This window comes from Fusibacter fontis, from assembly GCF_055378735.1.
Genome location: NZ_AP042445.1, coordinates 781,614 through 798,565 on the forward strand (window position 1 = coordinate 781,614; position 16,952 = coordinate 798,565).

At 34.1% G+C, this 16,952-nt stretch carries 14 protein-coding genes and 1 tRNA gene; 4 read left to right on the top strand and 11 right to left on the bottom strand.

Features of this window, described 5'->3' with window-relative positions; genetic code table 11:
* Positions 1-27: 27 nt before the first annotated feature.
* The 4 genes from grpE to lepA all read right to left on the bottom strand — a co-directional run bounded on the left by grpE (position 28) and on the right by lepA (position 5,033).
* The gene (gene grpE, locus ACZ41W_RS03500; RefSeq protein WP_464313497.1) at positions 28-585 is read right to left on the bottom strand and encodes a nucleotide exchange factor GrpE; all 558 of its coding nucleotides are present in this window, start codon (positions 583-585) and stop codon (positions 28-30) included.
* Between the two features lie 78 nt (positions 586-663).
* The gene (gene hrcA / locus ACZ41W_RS03505; RefSeq protein WP_464313498.1) at positions 664-1,689 is read right to left on the bottom strand and encodes a heat-inducible transcriptional repressor HrcA; all 1,026 of its coding nucleotides are present in this window, start codon (positions 1,687-1,689) and stop codon (positions 664-666) included.
* A gap of 160 nt (positions 1,690-1,849) precedes the next feature.
* Complete coding sequence (hemW, locus tag ACZ41W_RS03510) at positions 1,850-3,034, bottom strand: radical SAM family heme chaperone HemW (RefSeq protein WP_464313499.1); 1,185 nt, start codon at positions 3,032-3,034, stop codon at positions 1,850-1,852.
* Between the two features lie 187 nt (positions 3,035-3,221).
* Positions 3,222-5,033 (bottom strand): translation elongation factor 4, encoded by a 1,812-nt coding sequence (gene lepA / locus ACZ41W_RS03515; RefSeq protein ID WP_464313500.1) that lies wholly within the window; start codon positions 5,031-5,033, stop codon positions 3,222-3,224.
* A 222-nt stretch (positions 5,034-5,255) separates the two neighbouring features.
* Between lepA and rpsT the strand changes: the two genes are divergently transcribed.
* The gene (gene rpsT, locus ACZ41W_RS03520) at positions 5,256-5,522 is read left to right on the top strand and encodes a 30S ribosomal protein S20 (protein WP_464313501.1); all 267 of its coding nucleotides are present in this window, start codon (positions 5,256-5,258) and stop codon (positions 5,520-5,522) included.
* A 119-nt stretch (positions 5,523-5,641) separates the two neighbouring features.
* Here the strand turns inward: rpsT and holA are convergent, their stop codons facing one another.
* From holA to ACZ41W_RS03540, 4 genes are all read right to left on the bottom strand, one after another.
* Positions 5,642-6,658, bottom strand: a complete 1,017-nt coding sequence (gene holA, locus ACZ41W_RS03525; RefSeq protein WP_464313502.1) for a DNA polymerase III subunit delta — start codon at positions 6,656-6,658, stop codon at positions 5,642-5,644.
* Positions 6,648-8,804, bottom strand: a complete 2,157-nt coding sequence (locus ACZ41W_RS03530) for a ComEC/Rec2 family competence protein (RefSeq protein WP_464313503.1) — start codon at positions 8,802-8,804, stop codon at positions 6,648-6,650. The genes holA and ACZ41W_RS03530 overlap by 11 nt, the downstream gene beginning before the upstream one ends.
* An 89-nt stretch (positions 8,805-8,893) precedes the next feature.
* A complete protein-coding gene (locus tag ACZ41W_RS03535) occupies positions 8,894-10,678 on the bottom strand; it encodes an Eco57I restriction-modification methylase domain-containing protein (protein ID WP_464313504.1) in 1,785 nt (594 codons plus the stop codon).
* A 30-nt stretch (positions 10,679-10,708) separates the two neighbouring features.
* Positions 10,709-11,590, bottom strand: a complete 882-nt coding sequence (locus ACZ41W_RS03540; protein ID WP_464313505.1) for a hypothetical protein — start codon at positions 11,588-11,590, stop codon at positions 10,709-10,711.
* Positions 11,591-11,672: 82 nt separating this feature from the next.
* On the opposite strand from ACZ41W_RS03540, the gene ACZ41W_RS03545 reads away from it, so the two are divergent.
* Complete coding sequence (locus ACZ41W_RS03545; RefSeq protein ID WP_464313506.1) at positions 11,673-12,896, top strand: alanyl-tRNA editing protein; 1,224 nt, start codon at positions 11,673-11,675, stop codon at positions 12,894-12,896.
* 80 nt (positions 12,897-12,976) lie between these two features.
* Here ACZ41W_RS03545 and ACZ41W_RS03550 read toward each other — a convergent pair whose 3' ends face one another.
* The gene (locus tag ACZ41W_RS03550) at positions 12,977-13,891 is read right to left on the bottom strand and encodes an alpha/beta hydrolase (RefSeq protein WP_464313507.1); all 915 of its coding nucleotides are present in this window, start codon (positions 13,889-13,891) and stop codon (positions 12,977-12,979) included.
* A gap of 109 nt (positions 13,892-14,000) precedes the next feature.
* Here ACZ41W_RS03550 and plsY point away from each other — a divergent pair, with 109 nt between their 5' ends.
* Both plsY and ACZ41W_RS03560 read left to right on the top strand, forming a co-directional pair.
* Positions 14,001-14,594 carry a glycerol-3-phosphate 1-O-acyltransferase PlsY gene (gene plsY / locus ACZ41W_RS03555; protein WP_464313508.1) on the top strand — a complete coding sequence of 198 codons (594 nt, stop codon included), beginning with the start codon at positions 14,001-14,003 and terminating at the stop codon, positions 14,592-14,594.
* Between the two features lie 77 nt (positions 14,595-14,671).
* Positions 14,672-14,768, top strand: a tRNA-Sec gene (locus tag ACZ41W_RS03560).
* A 6-nt stretch (positions 14,769-14,774) separates the two neighbouring features.
* On the opposite strand, the gene ACZ41W_RS03565 is transcribed toward ACZ41W_RS03560, so the two are convergent.
* Both ACZ41W_RS03565 and ACZ41W_RS03570 read right to left on the bottom strand, forming a co-directional pair.
* Entirely contained in the window at positions 14,775-15,209 is a 435-nt protein-coding gene (locus ACZ41W_RS03565; protein WP_464313509.1) for a GNAT family N-acetyltransferase, read from the bottom strand.
* Positions 15,210-15,216: 7 nt separating this feature from the next.
* Entirely contained in the window at positions 15,217-16,821 is a 1,605-nt protein-coding gene (locus ACZ41W_RS03570) for a glycosyl hydrolase family 18 protein (RefSeq protein WP_464313510.1), read from the bottom strand.
* Positions 16,822-16,952 lie beyond the last annotated feature (131 nt).

A 16,952-nucleotide genomic window follows, 5' to 3' on the forward strand; every position in this document is an offset into this window, starting at 1 on the left:
TAATAGCCTCCTTATCTCAACCTATAATTAATTTGCAACTTTGACCATACTTGGTCTGATTACTTTGTCATTTAACACATAACCGTCTTGAAACACTTCAATGACAACTTCACTTTGTCCCTCTTCAGCTTCCACTGTCATAACTGCGTGGTGCTTAACTGGATCAAATGGTTGATTGACTGCTTCGATTTTTTTAATGCCATTTCTTTCGAAAAATTCATCAAGATTTTTCTTAATCATCTTAATACCATCTAAAACTTTGCTATCTGAATTTTCAATATCACTAACAGCCAAAGCTCTTTCAAAGTTATCCATGACAGGTAATAACTCCGATAGAATTTTTTCGTTACCAAATTTGAAAATATCACTTTTTTCTTTTTCAACGCGTTTTCTATAGTTTTGGTATTCTGCGTTAATTCTCAAATACTTATCATTTAAAGCTTCGATTTCTTGTTTGAGAGATAACACTGGATCTGCGTCCACTTCTGGATTTGCAGAAGATTCAGTAGTTTCATCACCTACTGCAGTTTCTTTTGTTTCGTTTTCAGAAGGGATTTCTTCTGTGATGTGTTTTTTCTTAGTCATCTTATCCTCATTTTTTTTCGCTGAATTTGTTTTTTTAACACTCAACAATATCGCTCCTTTCAATTACAAGCATCACTATTATAAGTAAATGCCAGAAAATACATCGGATAATGTATTGCTAATGTAATTCACTGTAGATACAACAGTTCCATAATCCATCCGTTTAGGGCCGATTATCAGAATTCGTCCAGCGCTGTTGCCGTCTACTTTATATGAAGAGGCGACGATGCTACAATCTTCTAGCATTTCGACACCAATTTCATTTCCAATTTTAATGGTTAATTTGTTTTCTGGAATGGATTCAACAAGCGTTTCAATGGCTTGCTGATTATTGAGATAATCAAATATACCTCTTGCTTTTTCTGTTTCCGAAAACTCATATGTGGATAGTAAATGTGAAATTCCATCCATGTAATATTCACTTCCATTTAAGCTCTTTAATGCATCTCGAAGTATAGGAATTAAGTAATCTACGATGTTTCCAAATGCACTTAATTTTTCTTTAATCTTTAATATTGATCTTACGTCAATATTTTCAATAGTTTCACCCATCAAATGATCTAACATCGTATCCGAAATTTTATCTAATATAAATTGTTCGGTGTTTGATAGACCTAACTGAATATTTTTAACAATGCCAGTATCTGTGACTAAAATTAATAAAACTCGAGAATCTGAAACTTTAATTAATTTTAAGTTTGCAAGCTTACACTTGTTAAAACGTGGAATAGAAACCACCGCTACTAATTTTGTAAAATCTGATAGCAATTTTACGGCTTGTTTTGCAAGATCACTCGCTTCAATAATTTTGTTCAATAATAAAGATTGAATGATTTCTTTATCCCTAGAAGGGATGCTATTGTCTCGAATAAGTGAATCGACGTATAGTCTATACCCTAAATCCGAAGGTACCCTACCAGCTGATGTATGTGGTTGCATAAGATATCCTAATTCTTCTAAATCCGCCATTTCATTGCGAATTGTCGCAGAGCTGATACCTAATGGATATTTCTTGGAGATTGTTCTTGAACCTACTGGTTGGGCTGTATCAATAAAGTCGCTAATAATTGCTTCCAATATCTTAAGCTGTCTATCAGATATCATATGATTCACCTTCTTTGTTAGCACTCATTAATATCGAGTGCTAATTCTATTAATAATATACTTCTAGGCCATTCGTTTGTCAAGTTTGAATTTGAATGTTAATACTCTATTTACATTTTTTTAAAATTCTGGAATGAAACAGCCTATTTATGATTTCAATTTAAATCATGAATTCTAGAAAGACCTGATTTGCAACATCACGTCCATATGGCGTCAGGTGAATGGTGCCGTTATCGATTCGTATCAAGGACTGCGTTAAGCATTTTTTTAGCGCTTCATCAAAGAAAGTACGAAATTGAATTCCGTATTGTTTTTCGATTGCTTCTATGGAGATGCCTTTATTTAAACGAAGACCCAACATAATGGTTTCAAACAAATCTTCATGTGAATCGATGACCTCTTTTTCATCAACTGGAAATTGTTTGGATTCAATTTGAGTGAGATATTCAGTCAAATTACGTGTATTTCCAAACCGTACACAGTTCAATTTTGAGTGTGCAGATACACCAATACCAAGGTAGGGTTTGTTTTGCCAATAGATTAAATTATGTCTAGATTCAAATTGAGGTTTTGAAAAATTTGAAAGTTCATACTGAAAGATTCCAATTCGTTGTAATCCCTTGATCATTTCATGATACAGCTTTCTTTCAAGCGTTTCATCTAGTGCCTCAAAGTCTTTGGCGATTGATTTTTTATATAAAGGTGTCCCCTCTTCAATTTTCAAGCTATACGCCGAAACATGTGGCGGGTTTATGCGTTTTACCAATTGAATGGTTTCTTTAATGTCCTTAACAGTTTGTCCAGGTAGTCCAAACATGAGGTCAATACTGATATTCTCTATGCCTTTATCACGAATCATTTGATACGTATTCAGAAAATCCTCAACAGTATGAATTCTTCCAATATCTTTTAGTATTGTATTATTAGTTGACTGCAATCCCATACTGAATCGATTGATTCCTGCAGCAATGTAGTCGTCAAGTTTTTCTTCAGTTAGTGTGCCAGGATTTACCTCTATCGTAATTTCTGCATCTGATTGAATGTCACAATGTTTGCGTAGCGACAGTAAGAAATCGCAAATAAATCGACTATCAACAGAACTCGGTGTTCCGCCGCCAAAATATATCGTCTTAATTTCTCTTGATTTTAATATTGGATGATACAGTTTAACTTCATTATTTAATGCATCAAAATATCGTTTGATCAAATCGTTTGATTGTTGCTTACCTATTTGAACCGATATAAAATCGCAATAATCACATTTACTCACACAAAATGGCACGTGAATATATAATCCGATTTCGTTCGATTCGTCGTGTGCTGAACTATTAAGTAGTTGAATCATAGCTCCTCCTGAAATGATATTTAAATTTAGAAAAAGTAAATTGAATTCCAACTGGACTAAAAAATTCTGGAGTCAATCTCTCAAACCCAATTCCTCATTCTAAATGAAAGAAAAGGCTGTTTCAAGGGCATTCAATGTGAATCCTATAGAATCACAATGGTATGTCGCATTGATACAGCCATTATTGTTAATTTTCTTCGAATTTAAGGACTGTTAAAAATGCTTGTTGAGGAACTTCAACATTACCTAACTGGCGCATTTTCTTCTTACCTTCTTTTTGTTTTTCTAATAATTTTTTCTTACGTGAAATATCGCCGCCATAACATTTTGCAAGTACATCTTTTCTAAGGGCGCTAATAGTTTCACGAGCGACTACTTTTGACCCAATTGCAGCTTGAATTGGAATGACAAACATTTGACGTGGAATAACATCTTTTAGACGTTCGCAAATCACACGACCTCTTGATTCCGCTTTGGATTTATGAACAATCATAGAAAATGCATCGATCAATTCTTTATTTAATAATATATCCATTTTTACTAAATCTGATTGGCGATATTCTAAGAATTCATAATCAAGCGATCCATAACCTCGTGTTTTTGATTTAAGTGCATCAAAGAAGTCATAAATCACCTCATTTAGTGGGAGTTCATAATGTAAAACTACACGTTTTGGATCTAAATAATCCATGTGAATCATATCGCCTCTTCTCGATTGGCAAAGTTCCATGATGTTCCCCACATACTCATTTGGTACGATGATATTGGCTTTTACGATAGGTTCTTCCATCATTTGAATCTCAGTAACCGGAGGCAAGTTCGTTGGATTCTGAATCATCAAGACTTCACCATCATTTTTCGTCACGCGATAAATAACGCTTGGTGCAGTTGCAATAATATCCAAATCAAATTCTCGATCAATTCTCTGCTCAATGATTTCAAGATGAAGGAGTCCTAAGAAACCACATCTAAATCCGAACCCTAAAGCAACAGATGTTTCAGGTTCAAACGATAAAGCAGCGTCGTTGAGTTGTAATTTTTCAAGTGCATCTCGAATTTCATCATAGCTTTGACCTTCTGCAGGATAGATTCCGCAATAAACCATAGGTGTCGCTTTTTTATAACCTGGTAATGCTTCAGAAGTCGGTACAATACTTGAAGTTACCGTATCGCCCACTCGACAATCCTTCACATTTTTTATGCTAGCAGTAATGTATCCAACATCACCTGCGCGTAATTCATCAACTGGAAAAGGTCCTGGAACACTGATTCCCACTTCAACAACGTCAAATTTCTTCCCTGTTGCCATCATCAGAATCTTATCACCCTTTTTAACAGAACCTTCTACGATTCTTACATAGGCAACTGCACCTTTGTAACTATCATAGTATGAATCGAAAATAAGAGCTTTTAAAGGCGCATCTTCGTCTCCCGTTGGAGGCGGAACATCTGCTACAATTTTTTCAAGAACATCTTCTATGTTTAAACCTTCTTTTGCAGATATACGAGGCGCATCTTCAGCGAGTATACCGATTACATCTTCAATTTCAGCGATGACTTCTTCCGGTCTAGAACTTGGTAAGTCTATTTTATTGAGCACAGGGACTATGGCAAGTCCTTGCTCATCCGCTAAATGCACATTCGCTAATGTTTGTGCTTCAACGCCTTGAGTTGCATCTACAACGAGTAATGCGCCTTCGCAGGCAGCAAGTGATCTCGAAACTTCGTAAGTGAAGTCGACGTGACCAGGGGTGTCAATCAGATTCAGCAAATACTCATGTCCGTCTTTAGCTTTGTAAACAAGTCGCGTTGAATTCAGTTTAATGGTAATGCCACGTTCTCTTTCAAGATCCATACTATCTAAGATCTGATCTTTCATTTCTCTCTGAGTTAACAAGCCTGTTTTTTCTATGAGTCTATCCGCTAACGTGGACTTTCCGTGATCGATGTGTGCAATGATTGAAAAATTTCTAATGTACTTTTGACGTTCACTAGACATTTGAATGCCTCCTCTATTTTCGGGTTATCTATTGATTAATATACAAATATATGATATTTTTGAACGTATCAACTATAAGCTATTTTACTAACCTATCAATTATAACATATGAGAGTACGTATCTCAAATAATTAATATTGGTTTCGTGATAAAAAAACTTGCACTATCAAGTCTCACGTGATAAAATAATCCTGTTGAAAAACTTCGGGGAGGTGAAAACACATGGCAAATATCAAATCAGCAAAAAAGAGAATCAGTGTCATCAACAAGAAAACTGCTCTTAACAAATCTAGAAAATCAGCAATCAAAACTGCTGAAAAAAGATTTTTAGAAGCTTTAGAAACTGGTGATTTAAATGCAGCTACAGAAAAATTCAATTACTATGAAAAAAGAATGGCTCAAAGCGCTGCAAGTGGTTTATATCACAAAAACGCTGCATCAAGAAAAATTTCAAGATTAAGAAAAAGATTAAACGCTGCGGCTGAATAATCGTTTAACTATTTCTGATTGAGAAATCCCCGATAAATGACCGTGTTAATTTAATATTTGATCAAATATTAAAAAAGCGTACAAGTTAAGTACGCTTTCGTCCTTTTTTGGAACCTGTTCTATTTGGGCACTATACTAATTTGGTATAGTGCCTTTTCTATTAAAACAAGTGCATCAACCCCACTCGATTTCATTAATAAATCTGTTTGTTCTAATATATCCAAAATCGCTAAGAGCTGTTTTTCACTGAATTGTGTAGAAAAACTCCCCGCTTTCTTTGCTACAAATGGATGTATATCTAGTTTGGCTGCGATAGTTTGACTCGTATGCCCTTCATTTAATAAGATTTTACACTTATACATATTTCTAAACTGTTGGCTAATTAAAAAGAATATTTTAATCTCAGGCTCGCCATTTGAAACAAAATAGTTCAGTATTTTGATGGCTTCAAGCATCTGTCTAGAACTAATGGCATCCATCATTTTAAAAATATTGTGCTCAATGGGAACTTCAATATATTGATTGATTAATTTTTCATCTATTGCAATCGAATTCCCCGCAAGCATTCTAATCGCATTGTCAACATCATATAGATTTTTATTGGCTTCAGGTTCTAAATAGTTGAGCATCTCAATGAGATAATTAAGCGCATGTTGGGAAATTTCTTTTTGATACGATGCAAATTTCTTGAGAATCCACTTGTTGAGTTCTGGTCTCGTTAATCGTTCTACCACCACTTGTTCCGCTTCTTTGCTCAAGTATTTATAGAGTTTTTTGCGTTTATCCACATCATTTTCATAAAAAATAAGGGTCGTATATTCTGGAATATTTTTGAGAAACTGTAAAAGTTTCTCTTCTTGTTCCTCTTTAGCAGATTTTAAAAATCCAGTTTTGTTAAAGATGATGAGCCGTCTAGAATCAAAAAACGGCAATGTGATTCCTGTTTGAAGCACTTGATCCATATCCGTGTTTGATTCAACAAAGGTTAAATTAAAATCTGAATAGGCAGGCATCAAAAAGTTTTCAGTAATGTATTTAATGAGATTATCTATGAGATAAATTTCATCTCCACTAATAAGTGTCAATGCACTTAATTTTCCATCTGTCAGTTGTTTGTAAAATGATTTAAAATCCATTGATTTCCTCCAAATATGTGTTGGTTATAATGCGATTGTTTCCGTATGTTAACTTAATTTCACCATCTTCATAGGTGGTATAGTACTGGATGTTCTCTTCAATTAATAAGTTTTCAAATTGTATATTGGGCATATGAAATTTAGTTCCACATGGAATCATAACCTTTGCTGACTTATTTTGCAAATAAAACTGTTTTGAAAACCCAGTTTTTGAACCATGATGAGACGCTTTAATAAAATCAAAAGAATTCTCCGGATTATTAGAAATATGAGTTTGATAGTAAACAAAGCACGCATCCACCATTTCATGACTCATATCCGCTAAAAAGATACCGGATAAAGATTGATAGTTTAAATAACAGGCGATGGCATCTTCATTTGGATCATCTAAATAATTTTCACCTTGCATGGGCGATACGTAAAAGGAAAATTCAGTATTTTTATAAACATAAGCAGTATCAATAACCGTTAGTAACGGTTTTACTTCAGGATGCTCTGTAATTAAAGCCGAAGCTGTAGACGGATTAACAAGCGTTTTTTTTATAGGCATTTGAGCTATTAAATCATAATATCCCCCAATATGATCTGCATGAGCATGTGTCAATACAAGCAAGTCAATTGAATGGATTCCCCTGCTCCGCAGCAAGTCGTTAACAGATAGCTTGCCGTCTCCTGTGTCAATTAAGATCACCATGTTTTCAAATTGAATCAAGTTTAAATCACCATGTTTAACATCAATAAATGATATTTCAAGTTGTTGTTTCGTGCCAATCATACAAACGATCAGCACTGAAGATAGAATCAATTTAAAAAATGCTCGTCTATTTTGATATAACCTCCAAAAAATCATCTGACATCCCATTAGAACCAAAGCGATGATTAGAACAATAAAATGTTTTGATTTAAACCATTCAAAATAGGCAATATCCAGCGGTAAAATCCCACTCAACCAATTAAAGGTATCAATAAATCCAGTGATGACGCCCTTTATTAAAGTTGGAATAAACGGAATCGAACTCAACTGTACAAGTAAAAGTAAAAACGACAATGGCAACAACATTCCAATTAAGGGCACTATCAATAAGTTTGCAATAAACCCATACGCATTGGTTTTACTAAAATAATAAAGCGCTGAAGGCAATAAAAGCACCTGAATGACAAATGAAAATCGAAGAGACTCTAAAATAGATACTTTGAGTGGCGTTTTAAATAGTTTTTTATATAGAATACTGACGCAAATATAAGCATAATACGATAATTGCATGCTTGTTGATAGAACCGCGTATGGCTGTGTTAACAAAATAAGGAGCAACGAGACTGAAATGTTTGTATAACTATCCCCTTTTCGCCTTAATAGAAGGCAAACTTCGGAATAGACAATCATGTAAAAAGCGCGTTGTGCTGAATATGCGCCTCCTACAATGAGCAGTAAAAATCCCATTAGACAGACTATGATTGCTGCGCGGATTTTTTCATTATGAATTGGGATGATTTTTCTTGTTATTTGGTACAAAATACCAAAATGTAAGCCTGAGATTGCAAAAATATGCGCAAGCCCAAGGTTTTTTAGATCGTTATAACGATCGTACTCTGACTTATCGCCTAAAATCAACGCCTTTAAAAAATAGGCTGAATTTTCATCAAAATGATACGTAAGTGTTTGTGCAATCCACTGCCTTGTTTGTAATTTTAATGTGTTTAAAATATCTTTTGATTGACTCTGGTTAAACACTTCAATAACAGAATATTGACCCGTTATACCTTTTGAATAGAGATACTCATCATAATCAAAACTCATTTTGTTTTTATTTGAAATATATTGATATTGGTTTCGATAGACGGTAAACTCAATCTCATATGTTTCTGAACGAATGATTTGATCTAATAAATCTTCCTGGTTAAATTTGATTTGCCAAGTTGCTTTTTTCGCTTCTCCCTGTATGGCGTGTATTTTTACGGTCGCTGTTTGATTGGATAAATTGTAATCTGTAATCGTTCCAATCACAGTGCAATATTCTTTTGGATAGGTCACATTTGATTTTAAATGAGCTTTAGTCTTTGAAACAAGTGATATATAGTGAGCATTCATCACGACATATAAAGCGATGGCCGTAATAAGACAAACAAAAAAGCATTTTCTGCGCATAAAACCTCCCAATTTATTCCATTATACATAAATTGGTAATATATGGCAAATTGTATTGGGAAGTGTGTCTTTACTATTCTTTACGGATTTTAAATTGAATGAACATCAAATGCGATGTTTAATTCATCGTTGACTGCGTTTTGTATCTCGGAAATTAACTGATCATCATATGTTCCGGTAAAAAGTGAATCTACTAAATGCTCCAGTTTTTCAATCTGATATTTTGTAAAATTTGGGAGTGGAATGGATTTTAAAGGCGTTGCATATAATTCAAACAGAGGACCTTTTCTCTTACCTATATGCTTAAGCCAAGTAAAATACAAGGGTGCATTCAGAATAAACGTTAGGAGTTTTAACGAATAAGGCGAGTCGTCTTTCTTCGTGATATAGTAGACGTCCGCTGAAGCATAAAAAGATTCATTGCTATATGCAAATTTATTGTGAGTTGCTCTTTGTGGGGAAACGATTTTTTCTCCCATAAAAATATTTTCGTCTCGTGGCCAAGTAAGCATATACCATTTTCTGCGATTTTTTTGAACCTCACGTCTTGTTTCTAAATGAGACCGATGGGATTGTAAAAAATCTTCCAGCGACTCGAGAGCATGTGGATTTGTCAAAATATTAGAATGAATATATAACAATAATCGATTGTTGCCTTTTTTGATAGAGTAATCATCGATATCACTATTTTTATAAAATGGAACTAAATAAGACTGTAAATTTTCAGGTATGGTTTGAGCATCTAAGTAACTGTATACAAAAGCACGATCATAACCGCTGACAATTCCCTGATTGACAGAATATACCTCTCCAAGTGTCAATCCCTTATTTTGATTCATACGAGCAATAACATGTTGATCATTTTCGTGCTCAATAAATGCAATCGTCCCCGCTTCGGTATAAATATCGTGTTGTTCAAATGTTTGAAGGCATTGAAATTCTGGTCCATAGTAGGCTACCATAGGATGTGGCGTGCTATTATGCGGTTCGTTTTTTTGAAGAACATATGCACAGGCATGTAACTTTTTCTCTGGAAATATCGCTTCATTTTGATAGTCGACAAAGCTCATGAACCTAAAGTTATTTTTTAGAAAGTGTCTTAATTTCACCGCGCCATCCGCAGTTAAAAAATAATGACTCGACAGATAGCACAGCAAACCACCTTCCTTTAAGCACAAATGCGCTTTATAAATAAAAAAATAAAAGTAATCCATTTTACCTTCATATGCGAGCTTTCCCAGCTCAGAAGTTTTAATAGGTTTGAAGCATTCTAAATTGTTTTTTTCACCAATATATGGTGGATTTCCTATGATAAGGTCGAATTTCATCTCATCGATTGGAGAAGATTCAATCAAACTATTTCCAACATAAAAACGATAGGAACAATCATAGATTTGAAACTCCGCTAAGTTTGCGTCTAACAGTTCTGTAAGCGCACGAATTGCTTCAGGGTCGATATCAATTCCGCATATACATTCTTGAATAAATTGCTTGATATCTGATCTCATCTTTGAATCCATTTCGCCCGTGCAAGTAAACAAGTATTCAACAAATTCAATATATGCCAATAAAAGATTCCCACTCCCACAGGCTAAATCCAAAACTTTAAGTGGCAGGATATATTTCAACAACTCAGCTGCAAGCAACGCATCAATTGGGATCTGATTGATATAGGCATCGTTAAATACCGAACGAAAATGAACGCCTTCCATAGGGAAAGCGTTCGCTTGATTATTGGATTTTAAACGAGACTCTAAAAGATAAAATACCATCTGATTTGAAATATTTCTAGGTGTATAGACAGTCCCTTTGGCAACGTCTTTTCCTATTGCTTTTTCATGCGCATATAGCGATTTAAGTTGTTCATATGTCATCGACGTATTGCCTCCACTTGTAATGAACTCTTATAATAAATCTTCTAAAGTGAAAATTTCTGTTTTCAAAAATGCAATGTCCTCGCCCGGGATCGGTTCCATTACAGACATCATTTTTCGTAAATGGGATTCGTTATTGCAAAGAATATGAAATACTTTTTCTTCAATTTCAATTTCAGCGATGATCACATCTTCTTCAATGACGCGTAGTATGGGTTCTTCATCTTCATCCGCTAGAATCACAACCGGTAAATCTAACAACCGGTCATATAGCATGTCATGTGAACATATAAATCCGTACGTAGCTTGATGAAGCGTCAATTCTTCTTCGAAGGCATTTTCTTCATCAACGCGAGTTACAATCGTCAACACTTTATAAAGCAAGTGTGCTTGAGATTCTAAAAATAATTCCATTGAAATCAGCCCGTTCTGAACTGTGTAATGATTATATTGCTCTAATACATACTTTTTAATGGCATCTTTATACGTGAGTTCAAGTTCAAACATATCGCCAACAATAAAATGTTGATGATGAAATGTCACGATTCGTACCGAAACCACCTGGTCTTCTTTCAAAATACAATTTTCAATGCGATAATCCTGTTGTGTAAATAGATCTTTCAAAATCATTTGGTTATGCTCAATGGCCACTGTAAAATAACTTCTAAATGAAGCTTTAACTGCTCTTAATAGGTCATCCTGTTCAGAATCCGTATACTGATCAATAAGACGCAAGCTATTTTCTTCTTCTCTAAAATTAAAAATGAACCATTCAGTGAATCCATCAATATCACTTTTATCATCTGCTAGTACAAATTGCATTTCTGCTTTTATAATTTGTTTTTCAAATTTATGAGACGCTGCATATTCATACAAATGATTATACAGTGATTCTAATTGTTCAATATCCATAAGAATTCTCCTCTTTAATTGATGTCAAATCTATTATATACTAAATAAGTAAATTATTCAGCTGTTTTATCAGGAGGAAACGATGACGATTAAAGCCTTTTTACAGGATGCCTATACACATATATTTCAAGCGAAAATTATGGAATTGACAACATATCAAGGTAAGAATGCAATTGTATTAGACGCTACTTATTTTTATCCCGAAGGAGGCGGTCAACCTACCGATATGGGAACAATTGAAAATTGTTTTATTTGTGATGTTCAGATTCATGAAAATGTGATCTATCATCTTACTGATGATTCGATTGAAGGATTACAAATGAACCAATCCGTTGAATGTGTAATGGATTTCAATAGACGGTTTGCACTTATGCAGCAGCATTCAGGACAACATATTTTATCAGCCTGTTTTCAAAATTTACTCGACATCAATACAATTGGGTTTCACATTGGCGACAATTACATCACCATAGATTTAGATCGAAAGATATCAAATGATGAATTATTAAGAGTAGAACAATTAGCAAACCAAGTGGTATTTGAAGATGTGGAAATTCGAGCACTCTACCCTACAAATGAAGAACTTTGTCAGATGAAGTTGAGAAAAGCACCCAAGTACACAGAGAATATACGCGTAATTGAAGTGCTTGGATATGATTTTTCTCCATGCGGAGGAACACATGTTAGACGCACAGGGGAAATTGGCCTTATAAAAATCAAACGTACAGAGCCTTATAAAAATGGTGTTCGAATTGAGTTTGGTTGTGGAAGTTTCGCGCTCGATTTCATCAATAAACGCAATGATACCATCAATCAATTAATGAAGTTGTTTTCTGTTAAAGATCATGAAATTCTTGATTTTGCTACTCAATTAATTGATACGCTAAAAGAAGAAAAGAACCAAATTCAAAAAATGAAAGAACTTCTCTACCGAAGTGAAGTTGAAAAACTCATGACATTTGATTCAGATGATATTGCTGAGGATATTAAAGTGATTACATTAAATGAAATGGATCTCAGTATGGTGGATTTAAGGTTGAAAGTCAGCATGATTTGTGAATATCCTCAAGTCATTGTCATTGGATCATCACAAGATAATGACAAAACGCATTTTGTATTGGCTAAATCTAAAGATCTCACTTCTGATTTTGACATGAGTGTTCTTTTTAAAACCTACTTGTCCCCTCTTGAAATAAACGGGGGCGGCAATGCTTTTGTTGCGCAAGGTGGAACTACTAAAGCTATCGATATTGTGGGAATATTTGAGACCATTCAAAATGAATTGCAAAAAATAATAGAAGCATAAAGCTTCTATTATTAAGATGATATCATTGTTCATTTAGATAGAAATCTATTCTGAAATGTTAAGTGCTTATAAAGGTTAATTTACGAGAGTTGACGATCAAAAAAGTCGAGGACATCTTTATACACTTCTTCTTTATTGATTTCATTTAACATTTCATGTCGGCCACCTGCATATAACTTATGGGATACTTTGAAACCGATTTTTTCATATGCCTGTGCAGATTTTATAACACCTGCTCCATAACTGCCAACAGGATCTTGATCACCTGAAAGCAAGAACATTGGTAAATTCTTTTTAAGATTTTTATAGTTTGGATGGTATAACTGTACTAAAAGTCCTTCAAAGAAATCTCTGAAAAATGAACTTGGGTGCATGTTACCACTTAATGGATCTTGTATATATTTATTCACTTGCTCATCATCTCTACTCAACCAATCGAAAGTTGTTTTTGGATGATCAATTTTTTTCGTATACGTACCAAATGCGATGTTATCAATCTTTTTCGATAAATGCTTATTGCCGAATTTTTTAACATCACGTGATGAAATCCATTTGCCAGCTTGAATGAGCAGTTTAGGCGCAAATCCGGTTCCCGATAAAATAACTGCATCAATTAATGATGAATAATCAATTAAGAAATTTCTAGTCACAAAGCTTCCCATACTATGACCGAAGATAAATAGTGGCCTATTTGGATTTTCAGATTTTGCAAGTTCAACAACTTGTTTTAAATCTTCTTTCATTTTAGTCCATCCATTTTCGCCTAAATATCCTTGCATTTCTGCATGTGGACCATGACCGCGTTGGTTGATTGCATAAATACAGTATCCATGATCTGCTAAGTAGTTGGCAAATGCATCATATCTTTCAATGTGCTCTGCCATACCGTGAACGAGGACAATCGTTCCTTTAAGTTCTGAATCTGACACGTTTTTCCAAGTATGACCGTATAGATCAAGTTCTTGAAATGAATTGATTTTAAAATCAGTTCTCATATCGTACACTCCTTATGATAGATTATTGAGTATATTATATCACTAAATAAAGTAAGATTATCATTAAATAAATCATTCGTTATAAAATTATTATTTTCAGGAGGCATTCATGATTTATCTATTAGCTATTTTGTCCTATTTTGTAGGTAGCATTCCATTTTCATACCTGATTCCCAAACTTATCAGTAACATAGATATCCGCAAAGAAGGAAGTGGCAATACTGGAACGACTAATGTACTGCGTATTTTAGGGTTAAAAGTAGGCGTTTTTGCATTTGTAGGTGACTTTTTAAAAGGCATTGTTCCAACCGCTATAGGTCTACTCTACTTTGGAGAATTGGGTGGCGTCATTGCAGCTGCATCCTCTGTCATTGGGCATTGTTACTCCGTTTGGTTAAAATTTAAAGGTGGAAAAGGTGTTGCAACATCCGCAGGAGCTATGCTGATCTTGACTCCTGATGTATTTATAACATTATTTGTCATTCAGTTTTTAGTGATCTTCTTAACGAAATATATGTCGTTGGCTTCAATTTTAAGTGCAGCACTCTTCCCTTTATTTTGTTTTGTATATTCTAAGAGTATCACTGTTCAAATCTTTGCATTATTTATGGGATTATTTGTTATCTATCGACATAGAGAAAATGTAAAACGTTTAATAAAAGGGACTGAAAACAAACTGAAAATTGCACAAAAAAAGAAATGATCGCTCATTTCTTTTGACAAAAAGGTTAACTCATGATATAAATTTATACAGCACTTTAAAATATGTGAGTGCTTTATGGGGGTAGCGGGGTGCTGGTGTGCCTACTGATCTTCAAAATCAGCGCAGGGGATTAAGAGTCACCTGGGTGGGTTCGATTCCCACATGCCCTCGCCATTTAAATTACTTTACTTCATAAATACATTGATATCTCTGTCCTGTAGCATCGTTATAGGGCAGTTTTTTTATGGAAAAACCATAGCCTTTATAAAAAGAGACAGCGTCATCATCTGTTTCTGCTTCAACAACATCTACTCTTTCACGTTCGATGATAAAATCAAGCATGGTCGATGCAATTTTTTGACGCTTAAATGTACTTGAAACGGCAATGTGTTTGATAATGAGCTTATCATTATCAATTTTAGAAAGTCCAATGACACCTACTAATACACTTTCTATATAGCAGGCATAGAAACGACCTTGAGTTTTAGCATAAATGCTTTGTGCAACGTTTTGGATTTTTCCAAAAGTTGGATTGAACATGGCGGTTCCTAATAAATCAGCAATATCTTTGTTTAAATATATTTCATTAAAATCCGTTACTTGAGTAATATTCATATGCCTCCTAAAAATTTGTTTGTATTTGTTTCCATAAATTTAAGTCATTAAGATCTAAATCTGGAATGATGCCTAATCGCCAAACAGATATCCCACCAATTCTAAAATATTTTCCTAAATCAATTTTAGCTTGAATGCTTTTGACATCTTCATACCATACGACATTATCTGTTTCATCCTCAGGATCATAATATGTCAAATATGGACTTTCAAGACTTTTGCTATACTGCGGTTGAACACCTGACTCAATTCGCTTTTTGATTGCTGCATAGGTCGGATGATAAGGTTGTTTATTCACAACTGTATCATTTTGAATTTTCCACTGAACAGAATCCATCGAAAGCTGAAGGATAACTTTTGAAGGGTCTTCAACCCCTGTTTTTGAATCTGTTATTTTGGAAAGTGCATAATAAACTTCATTGATGGGTGTTAATGGTGTAAGTGTTTGTTTTAGTTTCATCTCTGAGTCAGTTAATGATTTAGGATAATAATCATGTGCCATTAAGATTAAATAATCGGCATATTTAGATAGGGTTCGATAGTCATAACCATCAAAATAGGTTGTCACACTTCTTCTTTGTGGATGAACAACGACCGATAATGTCATCTCTACTTCGTCTAAATAAGTCGCCAATTCTCTGATAAATATATTGAGCTGTTCCGCTTGTTCTTTTCCTTTGAGCCCTTCAAAGTCAATTAAAACACCTGAGTACTGAATGGCGTAACTGTTTGTGGTAACCGCTGCTTTTATCGATTCTAGAGCTGCATTTTTCAATTTTTCATTTGCAAGAATTGCACTGGTTAAAGACTGATTCAATGCTGTTTGGTAAAGTTCATCTTTCACAAAGATCATAAGAGGGATCTTAGCTTGGACATCATTAGCAGATCGAGTGACCTCTGTATATCCAGTAGGAACTTTATATTCATTTGAATTTGAACTTGTAGAATTTAATACAACAGATGATTTATCTCTATTGAGTTCCAATCGACTCCACCCTAAGTAAAGAGTATCTAGAGCTTGAATATATTTAATTTGATTGTAAGAGTTGATTGCATAATAACTTTGTAGTTCTTTTAACTTATAAGAATCACCTTTATGAACGTTATACAATATAGCAATGAACTCTTCTTTTTTAATCAAGTCATTTGGTCTAAATAATTGAGTGTTATTAACTGTAATCCACTTCAAATCCACGGCAACTCGATACATTGCAGATTCGTCTGACGTGTCGGTAAACGGAGATGTTAAAGTTTTATTTTGTAGATAAAGCGATTCATATTCTAATAAACTGAAAAGTGATTTTAGTGCGCTGTGACGTGTTAAGTTTTTAGTTTTGTCATACGTTTTATCAAAGGATTTATTTGGATACATGACCTTCAAATAATTGACTATGTCATTTTCGGTTAAACCAGACCCTAATTTAAATGTTTTTTCAGTCTCAATTTTATTTGCATTTTTTAGTTCTACAATGAGAGGGTAAATCCAATGCGTTGTAGGAACATCTGTAAATCCTTCAACAGATGGTGCGGAATATCCCATTTTAATAGGTAGAGTGCTATATCCAATAAGTAGTATGGTTACCAAAATGAGTATAAATACTGTTTTTTTCATCTCTCTCACTCCATTTCTATCAAATGATGATCTAACTTATCATCTAACTTATAATCTCATCCAATACTTGTCTATCTTTATTATAACGTTGAATTGAGTGTTCGAGTTATTACAGTTACATTAAATACATG

Bases quoted from the DNA above. Each gene is read 5' to 3' on its own strand.
- ACZ41W_RS03545 (WP_464313506.1), top strand. From the start codon at position 11,673: ATGACGATTAAAGCCTTTTTACAGGATGCCTATACACATATATTTCAA.
- ACZ41W_RS03530 (WP_464313503.1), bottom strand. From the start codon at position 8,804: ATGCGCAGAAAATGCTTTTTTGTTTGTCTTATTACGGCCATCGCTTTA.
- ACZ41W_RS03565 (WP_464313509.1), bottom strand. From the start codon at position 15,209: ATGAATATTACTCAAGTAACGGATTTTAATGAAATATATTTAAACAAA.
- rpsT (WP_464313501.1), top strand. From the start codon at position 5,256: ATGGCAAATATCAAATCAGCAAAAAAGAGAATCAGTGTCATCAACAAG.
- holA (WP_464313502.1), bottom strand. From the start codon at position 6,658: ATGGATTTTAAATCATTTTACAAACAACTGACAGATGGAAAATTAAGT.
- ACZ41W_RS03535 (WP_464313504.1), bottom strand. From the start codon at position 10,678: ATGACATATGAACAACTTAAATCGCTATATGCGCATGAAAAAGCAATA.
- lepA (WP_464313500.1), bottom strand. From the start codon at position 5,033: ATGTCTAGTGAACGTCAAAAGTACATTAGAAATTTTTCAATCATTGCA.
- ACZ41W_RS03540 (WP_464313505.1), bottom strand. From the start codon at position 11,590: ATGGATATTGAACAATTAGAATCACTGTATAATCATTTGTATGAATAT.
- ACZ41W_RS03550 (WP_464313507.1), bottom strand. From the start codon at position 13,891: ATGAGAACTGATTTTAAAATCAATTCATTTCAAGAACTTGATCTATAC.
- plsY (WP_464313508.1), top strand. From the start codon at position 14,001: ATGATTTATCTATTAGCTATTTTGTCCTATTTTGTAGGTAGCATTCCA.
- hemW (WP_464313499.1), bottom strand. From the start codon at position 3,034: ATGATTCAACTACTTAATAGTTCAGCACACGACGAATCGAACGAAATC.
- hrcA (WP_464313498.1), bottom strand. From the start codon at position 1,689: ATGATATCTGATAGACAGCTTAAGATATTGGAAGCAATTATTAGCGAC.
- grpE (WP_464313497.1), bottom strand. From the start codon at position 585: ATGACTAAGAAAAAACACATCACAGAAGAAATCCCTTCTGAAAACGAA.
- ACZ41W_RS03570 (WP_464313510.1), bottom strand. From the start codon at position 16,821: ATGAAAAAAACAGTATTTATACTCATTTTGGTAACCATACTACTTATT.